The 21486-nt window shown below is 32.8% G+C and carries 22 protein-coding genes; 13 read left to right on the forward strand and 9 right to left on the reverse strand.

The window, feature by feature from the left end; translation table 11 throughout:
* From ACN0WY_RS16465 to ACN0WY_RS16495, 7 genes are all read right to left on the reverse strand, one after another.
* On the reverse strand, window positions 1–1300 hold a 1300-nt coding region (locus ACN0WY_RS16465), incomplete at its 3' end, for a PAS domain S-box protein (protein WP_417801071.1).
* A gap of 560 nt (window positions 1301–1860) precedes the next feature.
* Window positions 1861–2112, reverse strand: a complete 252-nt coding sequence (locus ACN0WY_RS16470) for a hypothetical protein (RefSeq protein WP_417801072.1) — start codon at window positions 2110–2112, stop codon at window positions 1861–1863.
* A 31-nt stretch (window positions 2113–2143) separates the two neighbouring features.
* Entirely contained in the window at window positions 2144–3517 is a 1374-nt protein-coding gene (locus ACN0WY_RS16475) for an MBL fold metallo-hydrolase RNA specificity domain-containing protein (RefSeq protein WP_417801073.1), read from the reverse strand.
* A 12-nt stretch (window positions 3518–3529) separates the two neighbouring features.
* On the reverse strand, window positions 3530–4378 hold the full coding sequence (locus ACN0WY_RS16480; RefSeq protein ID WP_330489340.1) for a restriction endonuclease: 849 nt from the start codon (window positions 4376–4378) through the stop codon (window positions 3530–3532).
* Window positions 4368–4778 carry a hypothetical protein gene (locus tag ACN0WY_RS16485; RefSeq protein ID WP_417801074.1) on the reverse strand — a complete coding sequence of 137 codons (411 nt, stop codon included), beginning with the start codon at window positions 4776–4778 and terminating at the stop codon, window positions 4368–4370. Before ACN0WY_RS16485 ends, ACN0WY_RS16480 begins: the two co-directional genes overlap by 11 nt.
* A gap of 12 nt (window positions 4779–4790) precedes the next feature.
* The gene (locus tag ACN0WY_RS16490; protein WP_330489342.1) at window positions 4791–5648 is read right to left on the reverse strand and encodes a universal stress protein; all 858 of its coding nucleotides are present in this window, start codon (window positions 5646–5648) and stop codon (window positions 4791–4793) included.
* Between the two features lie 16 nt (window positions 5649–5664).
* On the reverse strand, window positions 5665–6051 hold the full coding sequence (locus ACN0WY_RS16495) for a hypothetical protein (RefSeq protein WP_330489343.1): 387 nt from the start codon (window positions 6049–6051) through the stop codon (window positions 5665–5667).
* A 192-nt stretch (window positions 6052–6243) separates the two neighbouring features.
* Between ACN0WY_RS16495 and ACN0WY_RS16500 the strand changes: the two genes are divergently transcribed.
* Both ACN0WY_RS16500 and ACN0WY_RS16505 read left to right on the forward strand, forming a co-directional pair.
* Complete coding sequence (locus ACN0WY_RS16500; RefSeq protein ID WP_417801075.1) at window positions 6244–6705, forward strand: hypothetical protein; 462 nt, start codon at window positions 6244–6246, stop codon at window positions 6703–6705.
* 6 nt (window positions 6706–6711) lie between these two features.
* Window positions 6712–7035 carry a hypothetical protein gene (locus ACN0WY_RS16505; RefSeq protein WP_330489345.1) on the forward strand — a complete coding sequence of 108 codons (324 nt, stop codon included), beginning with the start codon at window positions 6712–6714 and terminating at the stop codon, window positions 7033–7035.
* A gap of 26 nt (window positions 7036–7061) precedes the next feature.
* On the opposite strand, the gene ACN0WY_RS16510 is transcribed toward ACN0WY_RS16505, so the two are convergent.
* Window positions 7062–8615 (reverse strand): patatin-like phospholipase family protein, encoded by a 1554-nt coding sequence (locus ACN0WY_RS16510; RefSeq protein ID WP_417801076.1) that lies wholly within the window; start codon window positions 8613–8615, stop codon window positions 7062–7064.
* 20 nt (window positions 8616–8635) lie between these two features.
* Window positions 8636–9226 (reverse strand): riboflavin synthase, encoded by a 591-nt coding sequence (locus ACN0WY_RS16515; protein ID WP_330489347.1) that lies wholly within the window; start codon window positions 9224–9226, stop codon window positions 8636–8638.
* Window positions 9227–9289: 63 nt separating this feature from the next.
* Between ACN0WY_RS16515 and pdxA the strand changes: the two genes are divergently transcribed.
* The 11 genes from pdxA to ACN0WY_RS16570 form a co-directional block, all read left to right on the forward strand.
* Window positions 9290–10324, forward strand: a complete 1035-nt coding sequence (pdxA, locus tag ACN0WY_RS16520) for a 4-hydroxythreonine-4-phosphate dehydrogenase PdxA (protein WP_417801077.1) — start codon at window positions 9290–9292, stop codon at window positions 10322–10324.
* A gap of 74 nt (window positions 10325–10398) precedes the next feature.
* Window positions 10399–10935 (forward strand): YceD family protein, encoded by a 537-nt coding sequence (locus tag ACN0WY_RS16525; RefSeq protein ID WP_417801078.1) that lies wholly within the window; start codon window positions 10399–10401, stop codon window positions 10933–10935.
* Window positions 10936–10943: 8 nt separating this feature from the next.
* Window positions 10944–11138: a 50S ribosomal protein L32 gene (rpmF, locus tag ACN0WY_RS16530; protein ID WP_047789948.1), complete on the forward strand. Its 195-nt coding sequence runs from the start codon at window positions 10944–10946 to the stop codon at window positions 11136–11138.
* 150 nt (window positions 11139–11288) lie between these two features.
* Window positions 11289–12284: a beta-ketoacyl-ACP synthase III gene (locus tag ACN0WY_RS16535; protein ID WP_330489350.1), complete on the forward strand. Its 996-nt coding sequence runs from the start codon at window positions 11289–11291 to the stop codon at window positions 12282–12284.
* 23 nt (window positions 12285–12307) lie between these two features.
* Complete coding sequence (gene accB, locus ACN0WY_RS16540) at window positions 12308–12790, forward strand: acetyl-CoA carboxylase biotin carboxyl carrier protein (RefSeq protein WP_330489351.1); 483 nt, start codon at window positions 12308–12310, stop codon at window positions 12788–12790.
* A gap of 87 nt (window positions 12791–12877) precedes the next feature.
* Window positions 12878–14218 carry an acetyl-CoA carboxylase biotin carboxylase subunit gene (gene accC, locus ACN0WY_RS16545; RefSeq protein WP_330489352.1) on the forward strand — a complete coding sequence of 447 codons (1341 nt, stop codon included), beginning with the start codon at window positions 12878–12880 and terminating at the stop codon, window positions 14216–14218.
* Between the two features lie 70 nt (window positions 14219–14288).
* Window positions 14289–15527: a 3-deoxy-D-manno-octulosonic acid transferase gene (locus ACN0WY_RS16550; RefSeq protein WP_417801079.1), complete on the forward strand. Its 1239-nt coding sequence runs from the start codon at window positions 14289–14291 to the stop codon at window positions 15525–15527.
* Window positions 15527–16087, forward strand: a complete 561-nt coding sequence (locus tag ACN0WY_RS16555; RefSeq protein WP_330489354.1) for a YeeE/YedE family protein — start codon at window positions 15527–15529, stop codon at window positions 16085–16087. The genes ACN0WY_RS16550 and ACN0WY_RS16555 overlap by 1 nt, the downstream gene beginning before the upstream one ends.
* A 1-nt stretch (window position 16088) precedes the next feature.
* The gene (locus ACN0WY_RS16560; RefSeq protein WP_330489355.1) at window positions 16089–16502 is read left to right on the forward strand and encodes a DUF6691 family protein; all 414 of its coding nucleotides are present in this window, start codon (window positions 16089–16091) and stop codon (window positions 16500–16502) included.
* 219 nt (window positions 16503–16721) lie between these two features.
* Window positions 16722–20243 carry a hypothetical protein gene (locus ACN0WY_RS16565; protein WP_417801080.1) on the forward strand — a complete coding sequence of 1174 codons (3522 nt, stop codon included), beginning with the start codon at window positions 16722–16724 and terminating at the stop codon, window positions 20241–20243.
* A gap of 8 nt (window positions 20244–20251) precedes the next feature.
* Window positions 20252–21486: MopE-related protein (locus tag ACN0WY_RS16570; protein ID WP_417801081.1), on the forward strand; the 1235-nt coding region annotated here is incomplete at its 3' end.

Below are 21486 nucleotides of genomic sequence, written 5' to 3' on the forward strand. Positions count from 1 at the left end.
TATCTATTATAGGTCTTCCACTCAACAAAACTCTTCTAATCTCATTTGTTTGCTTGTTCATTAACAGTACATCAATATCGTTGGTAATTTTACCTCCTAAAGCCAATTCAGCAGGTAGATTTTGTGCTGGGAAAACCTTTCCTTCATGCGGATTCAACACTTTAAAATGATCTGAAAAATCAATAGATATTTTTGAATCATCAGCTATTCCAAAAAGTTCATTTGCAACCTCATTAGCCAATATAACTTGCTTATCAGTGTTTGCTACCAAAACCCCGTCACTAATGTTTTCTATAATCATATTTAACTTTTGCTGATTCTCATACAGTTCATTCATTCTTTTTTCATTCTCATTTTGCAGCAACAGCTCTTTGGTAATATCTCTAACTACTGCATATAATCTTCCAGTAGCTGTATCTGAAGTAGCATTCCATGACAACCATTTAATACTTTGATCCTTACATATCCATCGACTTTGAAAACTCACCAAAGTTGCTCCTTCTTCTAATTTGTTAATTGCCTCCTTTGTTTTTTCCAGATCCTCAGGAAAAATATAAGCAGCAAACGGAGTATTCAAAAGTTCTTCTTTTGTATATCCTAAAAGATTGCTTAACGAAGGATTGACTCTTAAAAATTTTTCACTGGTAGCAATTACTAAACTATCTGTAGAGATATTGAAGAAGGTATCGGCTGTCTTTTGCGACTCCATAATCATCTTTCTTTCTGTAATATCTGTAGAGATACTCCCAATAGCATAAACCCTGTTATTGATATCAAACAATGGAAATTTTACTGATAAATATGTATGCTTTCCATCAGACTGCTCAATCTCTTCTTCTATTTGAATTTCTTCTCCCAACTTCATAGCCTCTAAATCTGCTTCAAGGTACCTGTCTGCTAATTCCTTTGGTAACATATCATGGTCTGTTTTTCCTAGTAAATCTTTACCATACGTTTCAAAAATTGATTGATACTTCTTATTTGCCAACATATACTCTCCATTTATTTTTTTAACAGAGATTGCATTTGTTGTATTATCAATGATAGAATGTAATAATTTTTGACTTTTTAAAAGCTTTTCTTCCGATTTCTTTTTTGCCTTAATTTGCGCTCTTAAAATAAAGAAAACGGTTGTTAACATTCCTAAAATAACAACGATTAGCCCCAATGAAATCCAATTCCACCAAGCATCACTAGTATTAAAATTTATTTGTTTCAAATAAATAATACCTAACGCTATAACCATGCTACTATTTATAATATAGCCATATAAGTTTTTTCTTTCCATTGAAGTTTTCATTTACAGAGATATTAAACATACTAATATATTGAATTTTAAACACATAAAAAACTTCCTATACCACTTAAAAACACTACAAAACCAGCATTTTAAAATCTAAACTACTATTTTTACTTACCCCTCTTAATTTGATACTTTATGTCGGTCTTATTTTAGTAAAATACGCAAGGCTTCATTATATTTTTAGTTGAATATTCCAACATTCAAAAGCGCATTCTTTGAAAAACCCTTTTTAAATCAGTATCTTTTGCAGCCTTATGATAAAAAAACTCAAAGACAAAAAGAATAAACGAATATTCAGTTTTAGCTTTTTAGTTTTTAGGAATCAATCAGACAAGTTTATCCCTCCTTCAATTTAATCATCATTTTTTAGCAAAAAGAGGCTTCTCATATCCTTTTACTTGAAAATGTGCTTATACAAGTACGCTTTCTTCATATTTATTAAAACAAACAATGAATTTCACAAAAAAAAGCCTAGTCTTAGTTGCTTTTTCCTTGGTTACAATCGTGTTTTCACAAGAAAAACCTGAGGTTAAAATTGGCGGAGCACTACGGTTCAACTACAACTTATCTTCTTTAATTAACTCTTCCGTTTTTTCTCTTGAACTACTCAGTGCTTCAACTATTTTAGTTGTTTTCTTAAACTGACTAGGAGCTATTAATTCGAAAATATATTTTCTAATTAAATCTTCAAAAAAAAGCTGTTCGTCTTTTAAAAACGAGAGTTCAGATAACCATTGTTTTGACATTAAGAGCATATCTTCTGCACTCAACCACTCAACATATTTTAGATGTATGCTTGTTCTTTTCATTGAGCTAGCTTTTACGATTAGACATTTCGTTTTATATCATTAACTCTTTTATAGCATGTAATTTTGGAATACAAACATTCCAATTTTTCTCTTTTTGTATTTTCAATCTAAAAGCATCTAAAGCCGTTTGTTCTCCATGAATAAGAAACACTTCTTCTGGTGTATTTTTTATCTCACTTAACCAATCTAACAAATCTTGCTGATCTGCATGTGCAGATAAACTTTCTATCCTTTTAACTCTTGCTTTTACAGGAAAATATCGTCCAAAAAACTTTATTTCATGACAACCTTCTTGCAACTGCCTTCCCCTAGTTCCTGCTGCTTGATAACCAAGCAACAAAATCGTTGTAGTAGGATCATTAATCATCTGTTGCAAATAAGTTAAAACCCTACCACCAGTTACCATTCCACTTCCAGCAATTATTATTTTAGATCTCTGATTATCAATAGTTTCCCATGTTTCTCTATAAGATTCAATAATATTTATATGGTTACACATTGCTTCGTATTCATTCATGGGTAGTTTATGCCATTGTGGATATCGTTTAAAAACCTCCAAAACATTATTTCCCATTGGGCTATCAACAAAAATTGGTATGTTTGGTATTGTATTTTTCTTATACAGTTTCCATAAAACATACATTAACATTTGCAAACGCTCCACAGCGAAACTAGGAATGATTAAATTTCCTTTATTTTGAATTGTTTCTTTAATGAGTTTTGATAGAATTTCTTCGATGTTTTCTTTTGGATGCAATTTATGACCGTAGGTACTTTCTAAAAAAAGGTAATCAGCCCACTCAGGTTTTTTTGGGGGGTCTAACAAATAATCATTCACTCTTCCTACATCTCCAGAAAACACAAATATTTTTTCATTTATATCTAATTCTATGAAAGTTGCCCCTATGATATGTCCGTTATATTGAAACCTATATGAGATTTTATCTGAAAAAGAAACCCATTCTCCTTCCGCTACAGATTCAAATAAGGTTATTGTTTTTTCAGCCTCAGTAATTGTATAAAAAGGAAGTACAGGATTGTGTTTACTATAGTTTTCTTTGGCTGCTTTTTGCGCTTCTTCTTCGTAAATTTTAGCACTATCGTTTAATATAATTTTTGCAATGGCCAACGTTGGGGCAGTTCCTATAATTCTCCCTCTAAACCCTTGCTTATATAAACGAGGTAAAAAACCTACATGATCTAGATGTCCGTGAGTTAGCAATACAACATCTATTTTCTTTACATCTACAGGAAGCGCTACCCAATTTAACTCTCTAAGTTCTTTGAGTCCTTGGAACATACCACAATCAATCAAAATTTTCTTACCGTATGCTTCGAGCAAAAACTTTGAGCCTGTAACGGTACCAGCCGCTCCTAAAAAATGAACTTTAGCAAAAGTTAGCATATCTCCTTCGTTTTAAACACTACATAATTGCTGTATTTCTAATAGAATTCTACTTTTTCTCGTATCTGAAACACCTAAATGATCTAGGTAAAAGCTATCTTTTATCAATTCTCTGCACAGCACTACATCTCTATTTAACAAAAACTGCTTTTCTCTTTTAGTTAATAGTGTAGAAACTGTAATTGGATATAGCCCTAACCTATCAATTATATCTTTTAGGCTATTCTTTTTCGGATAATCCCAACTTAGTAAATACAATCCTGCACAATTACCATATTGGCTAGCATCTTCTGTAAATCGTGTATTCGTTACCACCCAACCTTGAGTTAGCGTTGTTTGGTGCTTATTAAAGGCATTCCAATGTTTTTTCACATCTCGATAACGGGAATGGATATACAACGGAATTTTAACATTACACACAAGTCCTTGCTCACTGTGAAACTTACATTCCACAACCGTAGTTTCGTTGTTTTTATGAGCCAACACATCTATTTCGTGCTCTACGCATTCTCCTTGTAATACTTCTCCTACTTTCACCTGGTATCCAGAATATTTTAAAATGGCCGCCACAAAATGTTCAAAAGGAAAACCTGTTGGTCCTAACTCATATATTGCTTTTTTTAATTTGTACTTTGAAGCAAATACCTTCTTTTTTTTCTTGAGTAAAGCAAAAGCTCTATTGTAAATTTCTTTAGTGGTAATTCCCTGATACAACTCATCTTGAACTATTTCTATAATCTCCGACACTAAGGAATCATCAGCTCCGGTTCTTTTAAGCGAGTTTTTTAATTTAGCTAACGAGAACAGGGCTACTTCTCCAGAAGCTTTTACTATTGTTATTTTATTTGGACTATTTTCCATTATTAAAAAATTCTCTAACCAAAGCCTTCACCTGGTTATCTGTCATACTGTCAACTCTTTGCACTTTTTTAACCCTCGCATTTAATTCTTTATGAGAATCCTCAAGTTTTTTCTTAAACTTCTCAAAAGTTTCAGCAGGACCAAAAATAGCTAATGAGTCAGCGCTGTTAACTTCCTCTGCAAGTTCATTGAAATACCTTTTTGTTTGATGTTTTTCTCTTTCCAAATACTTACTATCTTGAACTACATCTTGTGGCCCTCCTTTTAATCTAGTTCCAGAACCTCCATGAATACGAAACGTTTCTATGTTTGATGGTATCGTTTTTATGTTTTCTGTTCCATTTTCAATGGTTACAACAAGAGCTTTCTCTTTATCTAACCAAACTCCTATGTTTTTCATTGTTTTGTTTTTTTAGTTTCTTAAATCATGTAACACCAACACAGGCACCTTTAACTTATACCCTATTTCTTTTACTAATGGTTTAGAAAATATAGTATCAAAAAATGCGTGCTTTTTATTGATAAAAGCCACCATATCACTCTCTCTACTTTCTACAAAACATTTTATTGCTGTAGACACAGTTACGCAAGACAATGAATGAAATGAAAATTTTAACCCTTCAAAATAGTCACTCAACATCTCTTTGTGTTCTTTTTGATTTTCATCTATATCTCCATTATTAGTAATATGTAATACTCTTAAAGATGCATTACAAGCTCCAACTATATCTATTAAATACTCTAATTCTCTTTTTTTATAATGTGTTCTGTAACTCGTAGGAAAAACAATTTCTTTGGGTATTTGTTTCTTAGCCTTTTTTGGTACTACTAAAACTGGACAATTACGAATCTTCTCCATTACCTGTATTGCATTACTACCAAATACAGAACTACTATCATTAGTTAATCCTTTGGTAGCCATTACAACCATTTCTATATCTTTTTGCTCCACTATTTCCTCAGCTGCATCCAATAGTGATTTATTTTGTAGCGACATGTAGTCAAACGTATGAAAAGGATTTACCTCTTCTTTTGACGTTATTAATTTTGATATTTTATTCAGTCCTTCTAATGATTTTTTCTTTGGCTCATCATATCCTTTCTCTCCTGACTTAGGAGGCACTAAATCTTCTATTAAATTATATGTTGTTTTAAAAACATTTAACACGTAAAAGCTACATCTTTCAGTTCTAAAAAGCTCTAAAGCATATACGATTGCATCATATGATGCTTCAGAAAAATCGGTTAGTAGTAAAATCTTTTTTTTCATTTCTATTAAAATTCAGTTAAAAAGGAACTATACCATAAGCTTCATTCAGCAAAAACAATCCTAAGAAAAACAACAACACATATATGGCCTGTATAAACTTTAAATTGGTTTGCTTTAATAGCTTAATGGTTTGTTTAGGAAAAGTAAACAGGATAATACCTTTAATTAAAGCCAGCCAACCAAATAGAGTTACTAACAATTTAATATTTGCTTCCCATATATTATGAGCCAATACATTAAGTAAACCTATTATAATCGCAAACAATGAAAGAATAATTAAAAACCGAGCATCCTGTAAATTATCTACTATTTGTTTTACCCTTTTAGGATTAAAACTCAACACAAAGAAGAAAATAATACAATACCATCCCCAGAACTTTAGTAAAAAGACTGATATACCCATAACTTATTAATTTACACCTCACCCAAAGATACAAACATAACTCATTGATTTACATGACTTTTATCATGAATTCTGATACTCTTTTTTTTATCACTCCTGAAAAACACTTCTTTTTTCTGGGTGTTTTTTCCCCTTGTTATGATGTATAAAGTATTAAATTTACTTGCTTTAATAATTAACCTAACTATCAAAATGAAAAAAGACAAACCCTTCTTTATTTTAATGTTTATTACTGCTTTTATCTCTTCTTGTAGTATACTTAAAACAGCTCCTTATGATCAATACTCTTTTCAAAAAACTATTGAAATAAAAATAGATGCTACTCAACTTATAGATAAAGCTGAAAGCTCTTACCAAGAAAACAGTAAAGAAATTGAACAACTACAAAATGAAATTACTAAAATTGTTGAATACGAAAAATACAAACCTAATAATGAAATAACCTATAAAATGTGGTTATTATTAGCTGATCAAGACAAAAACTTACTTACTGGATTTTTGAAACGATGGAAAGAAAAGGATAAGCTTTCTCCTTTTTTTATTACAGAAGCTAAAGAACAAATAACTGAAGCTTTTAACCTGTTACTTGAGTATGAAAGCAAAAAAGAACCTGCCACCAAAAACAAATTATTAGAACTTATTTTTAAAAACTAACTCGCTATGGATTTTGATAAAATATTACAAGAATTAAAAAAATCATTACTTTCTTTATTTGATGATACGTTTAGTGAATTCTCACAAGAATCAAAAAAAGATATTGAACGATTCTTAAATGAATCAAAAGACAAGCTCGAAAGGTGGACTTCTTTATTAGCACAAGGCAAACTTACTGTAGAAGATTTTGAATGGCTTGTAAAAAGTCAGAAAGATTTATTCCAAATGAACGCTTTACAAGCTGCTGGTATTTCAAAAATAAGCTTGGGACATTTTAAAAACAAAGTTATAAACACTATCGTAAACACAATAAAAACTTTGATTTTTTAACCAAAACCAAAAAAAACCATAAATGCTTATCCATTCATGGTTTTTATTTTTTCTTGACGCTCTTCTACCAAAAACTTAGGGTTCTCTTGAAATTTCCCCCATAGTGATAACAGCTCTCTAAAAATAGGGATTTCAGCAACTTCATCTTTATACTGAATAATTAAATACGACAGTAAATTATAACAGGCTGTATACTCACCACATGCAATCACATTGTTTAACATATCGCTAGCTTTGTCTTTTTGCGTAAACCATAAAGTAGTACCAAACGATGCGCTTTTATTTGAATTTTTAATAATGGGCTCTCCAATCTCCCCTGTATGTTTTACAATTTCTTCCCAACCTCTCTCGTTCTCTGGTCGGGATGTTTGGTTCCCTATAGCATCCTTACACCGTAATTCATACACTGTAGAGGTAATTATTTTATTCGGAAAAGTACTGTATATAGCACTTGCATGTTGCCTCCTATCATTCTTAAGAAAAACCACACTTGCCATACGAACTAAAGATTTTGCTCTATTAAGTATGTAAAACCCTACTCTTCTTGGTGGCAAATACAATCTTTGATCTACACCTGTTTCATTTTGCATTAATTTAGATAAGGAAAAAAACAAAAAATGTATGAATACTAAAAAAGCCAATATTACCACACTTATCGTATACCAAACCATCATTTTTTGGACTCCAAAAAACACGGTAACTATTAGCATAAACAATAAGGTAAAAGCACTGGACACATAGGACACGTATTTGCTAAACCAAGAATCAGAAGCAAACTTAAAGCCCTCTCCTGGATATGGTGAAGATACATCACATAAAAAATACAAGTCATGAAGTTCGGGTTTTCCGTCGCATTGATTTTGTGCTTCAGACACAAAAACAGAAGCGCCCTGATTATCTACAATACCTCCATCCATCAATCCTATTTCCTCTAAATCATTATGTTTGGGACTAAAATCGTACGGAAAACCTATAGGTTCAAATCCTCCTGGAAATGCTGTCGAAGCTGCTATTATATCTCCTAACTTTATATCATCAATAACTCCTTTATATTTGCTATGCACTTTCCCATTTCCAAACCTTTTTTGGTTTCCTTTTATGTTTTGAAACCTAAACTGATGCGTACTATCAAAATCTGTAGCATTGAAAATTACTCTTTCTAAATGTGTTTTCCCTTCACTGATTGCATTTTGAACCTGTCCTAAAGTTGCATGATTTGTTAGTTTATTGTATTCTATGGCAAAAGCGTTAATCGGGTTCTTTCGCTTATGTTTATTCTCAGGCTGGTTCCAAATTAGAGGCCATCTTAAATGACTCAAGGCATTACTTGTTAATTCATCATTAGCTAACCACGCATAATACTCGTCAAAAAAAGCTTGAAACTCTTTTTCTTCTATTTGAGACTGCGCATATTTAACCCCGGTAATTGTTCCTCCTGATACCGTAGAAATAGCTTTTACATTTTCTAACAACCCTACTTTTTCTAATAAAGATAAGGTTCCTAAAGAAAAACAAGCGGCTCTATATCCTCCTCCAGAAAAACACAAAGCAATAGACTTAAACACTTCCACCGTTTTCATACAATTTTTATAATTTTATCTTATCCTCTTAAAGCATGTAGTCTAGCCACATATTTCCCAATCACATCAAATTCTAAATTCACTTTAGTACCTATTTTAAAGTTTTTAAAGGTTGTATGCTCGTATGTGTATGGGATGATAGCCACACTAAACTCATTTTTTTTAGAATTTACCACGGTCAAACTTACGCCATTTATTGTTATTGAACCTTTTTCAATGGTAACGTTTGAGCCATCAAAATCATACGAAAAGGTAAAAACAGTACTCCCATCGGCATCTTCAATGTTTTTACAAACTCCTGTTCCATCTACATGTCCCTGTACAATATGCCCATCTAACCGAGCCCCTAACTTCATAGCTCTTTCAAGATTTACCTCATCTCCAAGCTGTAAATTACCTGTATTTGTTTTATCGAGCGTTTCTTTAATTGCTGTAACTGTATATTCATCTTTGTCAATTGCTACAACTGTTAAACAAACCCCGTTGTGTGCTACACTTTGATCTATCTTTAACTCATTTGTTATGCTACTTTTTATCGTGAGGTGTAAATTTTCTTTTTCACGCTCAATACCTTTAACAATTCCAAGAGTTTCTATTATTCCGGTAAACATTCTATAAAAATTTAGTTACTTTTGTTAGCATCAAAAATACAACTTTACCTACGAAAGTAAACTATGGATAAAGCAAACAAAATTATTGTCGGAATTTCGGTTGGAGACATCAACGGAATTGGTATCGAAATTATTTTAAAAACATTTGAAGACAAACGAATGCTTGATTTTTGCACTCCAGTTTTATTCGCTTCCAACAAACTAATTTCATATCATAAAAAGGCTTTAAGACTTCATACCAATATTCATGGAATTACTTCTTTGGACAAACTTGTGCACGGTAAGGTTAATTTATTAAACAGCTGGAAAGAAGAGGTTAAAATAGACTTAGGTACAATCACCGAAGAAGGAGGTAAATTTGCCTTAAAATCGTTACAAGCAGCTGTTGATGCTTTAAAAAAGAACCAAACAGACCTTCTTGTTACCGCTCCTATTAACAAAGAGAATATTCAGTCTGAAGAATTTAAGTTCCCTGGTCATACAGAGTACTTAGAAAAAAATTTAGACGGAAAAAGCTTAATGATTTTAATGACAGATGAGTTACGTATTGGTTTAATAACTGGCCATATACCTGTTTCTAAAGTTTCAGAAACAATTACACCCGAACTTATCAAAGCAAAAGTGGACATCATGTACAATTCTTTAAAACAAGATTTCAACATTAGTAAACCTAAAATTGCAGTATTAGGCTTGAATCCACACTGTGGTGATAATGGAATAATTGGTACTGAAGACGACGAAATTATTCGTCCAACTATTACAGAAATTAAAGAAACTGGAAAATTAGTTTTTGGTCCGTATGCAGCCGATGGTTTCTTCGGTTCTAAAACTTACGAGCAATTTGACGGAGTTTTAGCCATGTATCACGACCAAGGTTTGGCTCCTTTTAAAGCTTTATCGTTTGGAAATGGTGTAAATTTTACCGCAGGTTTAAACAAAGTAAGAACCTCTCCTGATCATGGAACTGGATTTGATATTGCTGGTAAAAACAATGCTAATCCTACATCTTTTAAAGAAGCCTTATTTACCTCATTACAAATATTTAAGAACAGAAAAGAGTATCAAGAACTTACAAAAAACGCATTAAAAGCAAAATAGTTCATTTTTTTTACTCAAAACATAAAAGTAAAAACATTTTTTATATCTTTGCACGCTCAAATTGATAGTTGTAGATGAAAGACTTAAAACAATTCAACATACCTTTTGTAGGTTTAAAAGAAGGAAGTCATTTGTTTGAATATCAAATTGACAAAACGTTCTTTGAAGCATTTCAGTTTGACGAGTTTAACAATTCAAACATAAAAGCTGATATTACATTTATTAAAAAAAGCACGTTATTAGAACTTGCTTTTAACATAAGTGGAACAGTGAATGTTCCTTGTGATATTACTAATGAGTTATTTGATTTACCTGTTAATGGTACTTTAAATTTGGTTGTTAAGTTTGGACCTGAGTTTAATGATGAACACGATGAAATTTTGATACTTCCGCATGAAGCTTATCAAGTAAATGTGTCTCAATATATATATGAGTTAATAGTGTTATCAGTACCGAGCAAAAGAGTACATCCAAATGTTATTGATGGTACTATGCAATCGGATGCTTTAAGAAAATTAGAAGAATTAAGAATAAACGAAGAAAAACCTGTTGAGGAAGAATCAACAGACCCTAGATGGGATAAATTAAAGGATTTACTAACAGATAAATAAGACATAAAATGGCACATCCAAAGAGAAAAATATCTAAAACTAGAAGAGATAAAAGAAGAACTCACTATAAAGCTTCTGTACCTCAAATAGCTGTTGATCCTACAACTGGAGAAGCTCATTTATACCACAGAGCTCACTGGCATGAAGGAAAATTGTATTACAGAGGGCAAGTAGTATTAGAAAGTGCTGCTGCTGAGGCTTAAAAACTAGTTTAAAAAATTAAAAAACCCTCTACTTTGAGGGTTTTTTTATGTTTTTACATCAAAAAATCCTCTTTTTGATGTTTTTTTCTACAAAAAAGTGAAATAATTTTCATTACTTTGAAAACTCGTTTTACTACAAAACAAACAACTATGACTAAAATAACTGCAGCTATAACAGCGGTAGGAAAATATATTCCAGAACATGCGCTAACTAATAAGGAGCTAGAAACAATGGTAGACACCAATGACGAGTGGATTACTAGCAGAACAGGAATTAAAGAAAGAAGAATTTTAAAAGGTGAAGGCCTTGGAACTTCTTTCATGGCAATAAAAGCAGCAGAAGATTTACTTCAAAAATCAAATACAAACCCTGAAGATATCGACATGGTTATTGTAGCAACAGCTACTCCAGATATGCCTGTAGCTTCAACGGCAGCTTATACAGCTTCTAAAATAGGAGCCGTGAACGCTTTTTCTTATGATTTGCAAGCAGCTTGTTCAAGTTTTTTATACGGGATGTCTACTGCTTCAAGCTATATTGAAAGCGGTAGATACAAAAAAGTTTTGTTAATTGGTGCCGATAAAATGTCATCAATTATTGATTATAGTGATAGAGCTACTTGCATCATCTTTGGTGATGGGGCTGGCGCTGTTTTATTTGAACCTAATAACGACGGTTTAGGGTTACAAGATGAATATTTAAGAAGCGACGGAATTGGTCGTGAATTCTTAAAAATTGATGCAGGTGGATCAATTTTACCAGCATCAGAAGACACCGTTAAAAACAAACAACACTTCGTTCATCAAGAAGGAAGAACTGTGTTTAAATTTGCTGTTTCGAACATGGCAGATGTTTCTGAGAAAATGTTAACCAGAAACAATTTAACAAAAGATGATATTCAGTGGTTAGTTCCACACCAGGCAAATAAAAGAATCATTGAAGCTACTGCCAATAGAGTTGGCTTAGAAGATGATAAAGTGATGATGAACATTCATAAGTACGGAAACACAACTTCTGCTACTTTACCTTTGTTACTTGCAGACTATGAAAAAGAGTTGAAAAAAGGAGATAATTTAATTTTTGCCGCATTTGGTGGAGGCTTCACATGGGGAGCTATCTACTTAAAATGGGCCTATAACTCATAACTAAACAACTAAAATTTAGGAAAATGGACATTAAAGAAATTCAAAGTCTTATAAAGTTTGTAGCTAAGTCAGGTGCAAGTGAAGTAAAGCTAGAAATGGAAGATATCAAAATCACCATTAAAACTGGAAGTGACACTCCTGAAACTACTATCATACAAGCTCCTGCTCCAGCAGCGGCTCCACAAATGATAGCTCCTGCCCCAGTTGCACAACCAGCTTCTCCAGCCGCAGCCCCAGTAGCAGCTGAAGCTACAGACGACTCAAAATACGTAACTATAAAATCACCTATCATTGGTACTTTCTACAGAAAACCTTCTCCAGACAAGCCAAACTTTGCTGAAGTAGGAACAGAAGTAAAAGTTGGAGATACTGTTTGTATCATTGAAGCAATGAAGTTATTTAACGAAATTGAATCAGAAGTATCTGGTAAAATTGTTAAAGTATTAGTGGATGATTCTTCTCCTGTAGAATTTGATCAACCATTATTTTTAGTAGACCCATCATAATTTTTGGTTTAGAAGTTTTAAGTTTAGAAGTTTAGCGTAGCTAAACTCTTAAACAACTAAACCTAATAAACTCATAAACTAAAAGACATGTTTAAAAAGATATTAATTGCCAATAGAGGCGAAATCGCGCTACGTGTAATTAGAACCTGTAAAGAGATGGGGATTAAAACAGTAGCTGTTTATTCAAAAGCAGATGCTGAAAGTTTACACGTACGTTTTGCTGATGAAGCAGTGTGTATTGGACCTGCACCAAGTAGCGAATCTTATTTAAAAATGGATCGTATCATAGCAGCTGCAGAGATTACAAACGCTGATGGAATTCACCCAGGATATGGATTCTTAGCTGAAAACGCTAAATTCTCAAGATTATGTGAAGAGCACGAAATTAAGTTTATCGGAGCTTCTCCAGAGATGATTGATAGAATGGGAGACAAAGCAAATGCTAAAGCTACCATGAAAGCTGCTGGAGTACCCTGTGTACCAGGTAGCGACGGTGTAATTACCACTTTTGAAGAATGTGAAAAAGTTGCCGTAGAAACAGGATATCCTGTAATGTTAAAAGCATCTGCCGGTGGTGGAGGTAAAGGTATGCGTGCTGTTTGGAAAGCAGAGGATTTAAAAGATGCTTGGGATTCTGCAAGACAAGAATCGAAAGCTGCTTTTGGAAACGACGATATGTATATGGAGAAGTTAATCGAAGAACCTCGCCATATTGAAATCCAAGTAGTAGGTGATGCTTATGGTAAAGCTTGTCACTTATCTGAAAGAGATTGTTCAGTTCAACGTCGTCACCAAAAATTAACTGAGGAAACTCCTTCTCCATTCATGACAGAAGAATTACGTGATGCTATGGGAGCTGCTGCTGTTAAAGCTGCTGAATTCATTAAGTATGAAGGTGCTGGTACAGTTGAATTCTTAGTAGACAAACACCGTAACTTCTACTTTATGGAGATGAATACACGTATTCAAGTAGAACACCCAATTACTGAAGAGGTTGTAGACTACGATTTAATCCGTGAGCAAATTTTAGTTGCAGCTGGTGTGCCAATTTCAGGTAAAAACTACAAGCCACAATTACACTCAATTGAATGTAGAATTAATGCAGAAGATCCTTATAACGGATTTAGACCTGCTCCAGGAAAAATAACCTCTTATCATGCGCCAGGGGGGCATGGTGTTCGTATCGATACTCACGTATATGCCGGGTATATGATTCCACCAAACTACGACTCAATGATTTCTAAGTTAATTGTTACTGCTCAAACTCGTGAAGAAGCGATTAACAAAATGAAACGCGCATTAGATGAGTATGTTATTGAAGGTGTAAAAACAACTATTCCTTTCCACAGACAATTAATGGATCATCCAGATTATGTAGCGGGTAATTACACTACTAAGTTTATGGAAGATTTTGAAATGGAATCATAACATATTTCAACATAAAATAAAAAAATCAGTGAGTAACTTCACTGATTTTTTTATTTCATAAATTCGCATAATGAATTTTTTATACAATTTACTTCTTACCATAGTATCTATCTTACTTCCAATTGTAGCTTTATTCAACAAAAAAATAAGGCTGTTTTATGAAGGGAGAAAAGAAACTTTTTCTAAACTCAACAATATTTCCAAAACCGATAACGTAATTTGGTTTCACGCTGCTTCTTTAGGGGAATTTGAACAAGGCAGACCTATTATTGAAGAATTAAAACAGCACTATTCAGATTATAAAATTGTAGTTACATTTTTCTCTCCTTCAGGTTATGAAGTAAGAAAAAATTATCCATTAGCTGATGTCGTTTGCTATTTACCTTTAGATACAAAATCGAACGTTAAAAAATTTATCAAACTGGTGCATCCTGACATCGCTATTATGATTAAGTATGAGTTTTGGCCTAACCTCCTTTCTGAATTAAAAAAGCATGATGTTCCAACAATTTTAATTTCGGGTATTTTTAGAAAAAAACAATCCTTTTTTAAATGGTATGGAGGTTTTATGCGTAAAAGACTAACTGCTTTTAAGCACTTTTTTGTACAAAACAAAACGTCTAAAGACCTATTAAATTCTATTAATTTTAACAACGTAACCATTGCTGGTGACACGCGATTTGACCGCGTATACACTATTTTACAACAAGACAACTCTTTAAGTTTTATTTCAGAATTTAAAAACAATCAATATACTGTTGTTGCAGGAAGCACTTGGAAAGAAGACGAAGAACTTATTGTAGATTATATAAATAATCATGCTTCCGATGATGAAAAATTTATCATTGCCCCACATAATATCAACCAAAAACAGGTTAAAGAACTACAGAGCTTAATCAATAAGAAAACGATTCTTTATTCAGAAAAAGAAGGAAAACTACTATCCCATTATCAAGTTTTTATCATTGATACTATTGGCTTACTCACCAAAATATATTCATACGCAGATGTTGCCTATGTAGGCGGTGGTTTAGCGACAGGTTTGCACAATATTTTAGAACCTGCTACATATGGCATTCCCGTTATTTTTGGGGCTAATAAATACAGTAAATTTAAAGAAGCTGTTGACTTACTTAAATTAGGCGGTGCAAAAATCGTTGTAAATACTAACGAATTTTCTAGTAATTTTGCTTTATTAAAATCAGGCAAAAAACTTAGAGAGCAAATGGGAAGTGTTACCCACAATTATATTTCAAAAAATATAGGGGCAACAAAAACCATTATCACTTATTTAAAAAACGTATTATAATGGATTTTATATTACAACCTTGGCCTTGGTATGTATCTGGGCCTCTTATTGCAATGGTGCTTTTCTTGTTTTTTTACTTCGGAAAAAACTTTGGAGTATCAACCAACTTAGAAACCATGTGTACCATGGCAGGTGCTGGTAAAATATCAGACTATTTTAAAAAAGACTGGAAAGAGCGTGACTGGGCCATTATCTTTTTAGCTGGTTTGGTAATTGGAGGATATATAGCTATTAACTATTTATCTGCAACACCTGGAGTAGATGTAAATCCAACAACTGTTAGTGAATTAACAGATTTGGGGTTTGCTGACGCAGGAAAAACGTATGTGCCAAACGAAATTTTCAGTGTAGAAAATATGTTGACCTTGAAAGGTTTTTCAATTTTATTAATTGCAGGAGTTTTAATTGGTTTTGGAACCCGTTATGCTGACGGTTGTACTTCTGGGCATGCTATTACAGGGTTAAGCAGTTTTCAATTACCCTCTTTAATTGCTGTAATTGGTTTTTTTATTGGTGGTTTAATTATGATTTGGGTACTATTCCCTTTAATATTTGGTTAAGATGAAGAAGTTAAAATTTTTAGTTATTGGAATAGTTTTCGGAATTATTTTATCTAAATCTGAAGCGGTTTCTTGGTATCGAATTTATGAAATGTTCAAATTCCAATCATTTCATATGTATGGCATTATTGGTTCTGCCGTAGCCCTCTCTGCAGTATTTATGTACTTCTTTAAAACTGGAAAAATTAAAGATTACTTAGGAAACCAAATTAATATTAAAGAAAAGAAAAAAGGCTTTATTAGAACTTTAGTTGGCGGTACCATCTTCGGATTAGGTTGGGCATTAGCAGGCGCATGCCCTGCCCCTATTTTTGTTTTAATTGGACAAGGAGTACTACCAATGCTTATTGTACTTTTTGGTGCACTTATAGGAGCTTTTATGTATGGGTTATTGAGTAAGAAGTTACCAAATTAAGTCCTTTTTAAGCACGTATAACTAACTTTACATTTCTCAAGTTCTCCTGTTAGTACTTAAGCAGATTATTGTATGCTTTTTTGCCAATTCTCACTATCCTTACCACTTACCAACAGATAACTTATTGTGTTTCAGTTTTTTTATTTCAAAAATATAATGTAATTTGCAATCGATAAAAGAAAGATTTAATAATTGCTATTTTAATTACTATTATATTTTATGAAAAAAACTATGTTAAGCATTGTAATGATGCTGTTTTGTGTATGGGGATATGCACAAGACTTACCTACAATTATTCCACCTTCACCTGAAGCTTCTTCTTTGGCTAAGTTTACAGAAGTTCCCATTAGTCATTACACTGGTCTTCCTAATATAAATATTCCAATAACTTCATTTCAAGTTGATGGTAAAGAATTTCCTATAAGAATAAATTATCATGCTAGAGGAATTAAAGTAGAAGAAATATCTTCAAGAATAGGTATAGGCTGGGCATTGAGTGCTGGAGGTCAAATAAGTAGACAGGTTAGACATATACCTGATGATGGTGGTCTCAATCAAATTGGTATGCTTTCAACAGGTAATATGCTATCTTCCTCATTAGCGAACAATGCTTTTTTCAATAACGAAGAAACTAGAACAAATTATGAGGTTACTTTAACAGCATTAGTTCAACACGATAGAGAGCCAGATAAGTTTATGCTGCAAGCTGGAGATTTATCTACTAATTTTATTATAGATTACCATAGTAAGAAACCTCTCAATCAAAAATTTGATGACATAAAAACAGAAGTATTAATTGGTGATAGTGATAGCCCAAACGTTACCAATAAAATAATAGGTTTTATAACTAAAGATAAAGATGGTTTTACATATTATTTTGGAACATCTAAAGATCAGCAAAGAAATGCCAGAGATTATGATCAGGTAATAAAAACATACTCAATTAATAAAAATGGATATGACGAACAAGCTCATCCAGTTTCTCCTACTTTTAACACTTGGCATTTAATGGATATAGAAGGACCTAACGGGGATATTACTAGCTTTCATTATTCTTTAGAAGATACCAATTACTTAAGAAGGTCTTATGATGGCCATTCACTAGGTGAAAGAGTGAGTTTTGCCTCAGAAATAAGAAACTATCAGTTTCAGTTAGACTCAATTATTCACAATAGAGGTAAAATAGAGTTTATAAAATCGGTCAATGAAAGAGAAGATTTAAAATTAGGACATTCATTAGAAAGAATAAATATAAAAGACACAAAAGACACTTTCATCAAAGCGTTTAATTTTTATCAGAGTTTTGAAAGCACACAAGCCAATACGACAGATTATACTAATTATACTCTTAAAAACCTAGATATTAGTGCTTCAAAAAAAATGTTTTTAGATTCTGTGGTAACAGTAGGTAAAAACAATAAAGTTATGCCAGCTACAATTTTTAGCTATTACAATAAGATACTACCTAATAGATTTTCAAATGCTCAAGATTATTGGGGCTATTATAATAAAGCTACAAATGGGCAATATTTATCATTACTTAACTATTATTATTATATAAATCCACAGGGGTTTTTAGAAAAATATCCTTATACAAATGCTACAGTAGATAGAACTGTAGATACTATAGCTTCTATGAGTGGAATATTGACTAAAATTAAATACCCTACTGGTGGTAGCGCAAAATTCACCTATGAACATAATAAAGGAATAATAGGCTCTGAAATGAATGTTATAGATTTACCAGATATCAACCCTAAAACTCCAACTCTTTCAAAAGGAATCTCATTTCTTGAACAAGAGTTGTATGATGGAGATAAATATATTAGTGAATCTTTTTTAGTTGGAGAAGTAAATGGGAAAGTAAGGTTTAATGTTAGTTTACCAAATAATTATAATGGAACTGGTGAGGTAACTGATCAAAATTTAGCATGTGCAAATCCAATCCAAAGCGACTGTAGATTTAATATTACATTGAAAGGTTTAAATGGTGCCCCTAGCTACCATTATATTTTTGCAGGAGTAACAGAGTTCGAAGTAGAACCTGGGCAATATCAAATTATTTTTGACCCTTTAGATTCTTCTTGGTCCCCCTTACCTCCGGCAGAAGGAGAACTTCCTACAAATATATTTAGTGCAAGTATGTCTTGGGTAGAGATAGTAAATGATAATAATACACTCTTTGCAGCTGGAAAGCGTATAAAGAAAATAGAACACTATGACGCTAATCAAAATTTATCTTCTTTTAAAGAGTATGAATATACATATCCAGATGGAACAAATTCTGGAGTAATCTTATCCCTATCAGCTTTTAGTTCTATTAGACGACTAAATACTTACACATCTGATGGTAGTCAATTACAAGCTATAACTGTATTAGAGCCTCATGGTTCCATTCCTGGGAGTCCGTTAACTACCTATCAAGGAAATAGTATAGGTTATTCTTCTGTTAAAGAGTATTTTGGTGACAAAAACAACAACGTTGGTAAAATAGAATATTCGTTTACCAACTTTAAAGATAGTGGTTTAGACTTGAGTTATGATGACTATGAAAGTTCAGAATCTTATATGACTTTTCCGTACCACCTTCCTAATGATTTTGAATGGTTAAGAGGACTTCCTCAAGTAACTAACTATTACAAAAAAAACAATAATGGTTCCTTTACTAAAATCAAATCAACATCTAATACTTATAAGTACGGAAATCAAAATCTTTCACAGGGGTACCCTACAATATTTGCTCCTAGAACAAAACGTCTTGATATATCTGAAAACATGCAAGATACTGACAAAACATATTATAAAGATAATTATCTATATAGACTACCTCTTGTACATCTTTACATAGCTCAAGATGAAACACCACAAGGGTGGGATAATGAACATACCGAATATAAAACTTTCCATTTAACAGGCGGTATAGTAGATTTAGTTAGTAAAACAGAAACTAATTTTCTCTATCCAGAAAATTTAGCAACAACTACTTATTATTACTATAACCATAATAAACATCATCAATTAGCATCTACAGAGACAATTAATAGCAAAGGAGAAGTTTTAAAGACAAAAAACTACTACACTCCCGATGTAACTAGCATAAACTCTTTAGGTCATGATGATTTAACTCCTACTGAAAAGGCAGCTATAGATCAATTAAAACTACAAAACAGAATAGCAGTACCTATTCAAGTAGAGACTTTTAAAGATAATCTATTATATTCAACTCAACGTACAAATTATAACAACTTCAACGGTTTTTACTTGCCCGAAATAATCCAAACTGCTAAAGATTCACAAAGTTTGGAAGACAGAATTATATATCATACGTACAATGATAAAGGAAACCCTAGAGAAGTCAGTAAAAAAGATGGTACAAAAATCTATTATCTATGGGGCTATCAACAAACGCAGCCAATCGCTAAAATAGAAAACTATACCGATACCGAGTTAGCCAACATTCAAAGTTTGATTGATGCAGCCGTATCTGCTTCTAATAATGATACAGATACCGTTTCTGAAAACAATTTAAGAACAGCTTTAAACAATATTAGAAACAATGCTAATATGGTAAACAGTCAAGTAACCACTTTTACCTATGATCCATTAGTTGGAGTTACCAGTATCACCGATCCAAGAGGACAAACTATATCCTATGAATATGATGATTTTAACCGATTAAAATTCATAAAAGATGCCGACGGGAATCTTTTAAAAGAACATAAATACCATTATAAAAACTAATTCTTGCTATGAAAAAAATTGTATTATTAATCATTGTATCTCTTTGTTTTACTGAGATTCTTTTTTCTCAAATAATGCCAGATCCTGATTTTCCTGGAGATGATATTACTTGGTATCGTGATTTAGATGGTGATGGCTTTGGAAACCCTAGATCTTCCATCCAAAGTTCAACACAACCTAATGGTTATGTGTTTAATGGATTAGATTGTGATGATACTAATGCCAGTATAGGTCAAGAAAAATTCTGGTATAGAGACAGCGATGGAGATGGATATGGTACCTCATCAAATAAAGTACTAGCTTGTACAGCTCCTTCTGGCTATGTAAACAATGCTAGTGATTGTAACGATTCAAATGCTAGTCTTCCTAAATATTGGTATATAGATGCCGATGAAGATGGATATGGAACTGGTGTCGGAATATTAGGTTGTAGCGAGCCAACACTTACCAGTCCTAATGGACCAGTAGCCCATTCAAATACAAATGGTGATTGTAATGATGACAACCCTAATATTAAACCTGGAGCTCTTGAAATATGTGATGGAATTGACAACGATTGTGATGGACAAATAGATGAAGCACCTAAACCAGCCACTCCATCAACACCAACAATTACTAAAAACTGTGGTAGTACAGTGCTTACAAGAGGGACTCCTCCTAGTGGAATTACTTGGTATTGGCAAAGTAGTAGTTCTGGAACCAGTACCGCTAATACGAGTTCTAGTATAACCAGAACAAGTGGAACGGTTTATTATCTAAGAGCTAGAAACAACACTACAGGCTGTTGGAGTAACGCAAGAAGTGTGAGTTATAGTATCAATACAGTACCAAGTACTCCAAGTACACCTACCGTTACTAAAAATTGTGGAAATACAGTGTTAACAAGAGGGACTCCTCCTAGTGGAATTACATGGTATTGGCAAAGCAGTAGCTCTGGAACCAGCACCTCTAATTCAAGTACGAGTATTACCAGAACTAGTGGAACGGTTTATTATCTAAGAGCAAGAAATAATACCTCAGGATGTTGGAGTAGCGCAAGAAGTGTAAGTTATAGTATCAATACGGTACCAAGTACTCCAAGTACACCTACAATTACTAAAAATTGTGGTAATACAGTGTTAACAAGAGGTACTCCTCCTAGTGGAATTACATGGTATTGGCAAAGTAGTAGCTCTGGAACCAGCACCTCTAATTCAAGTACGAGTATTACCAGAACTAGTGGAACGGTTTATTATCTAAGAGC

Origin of the sequence: Tenacibaculum sp., assembly GCF_048269885.1 — a bacterium.
In the GTDB taxonomy this organism is placed as follows: domain Bacteria; phylum Bacteroidota; class Bacteroidia; order Flavobacteriales; family Flavobacteriaceae; genus Polaribacter.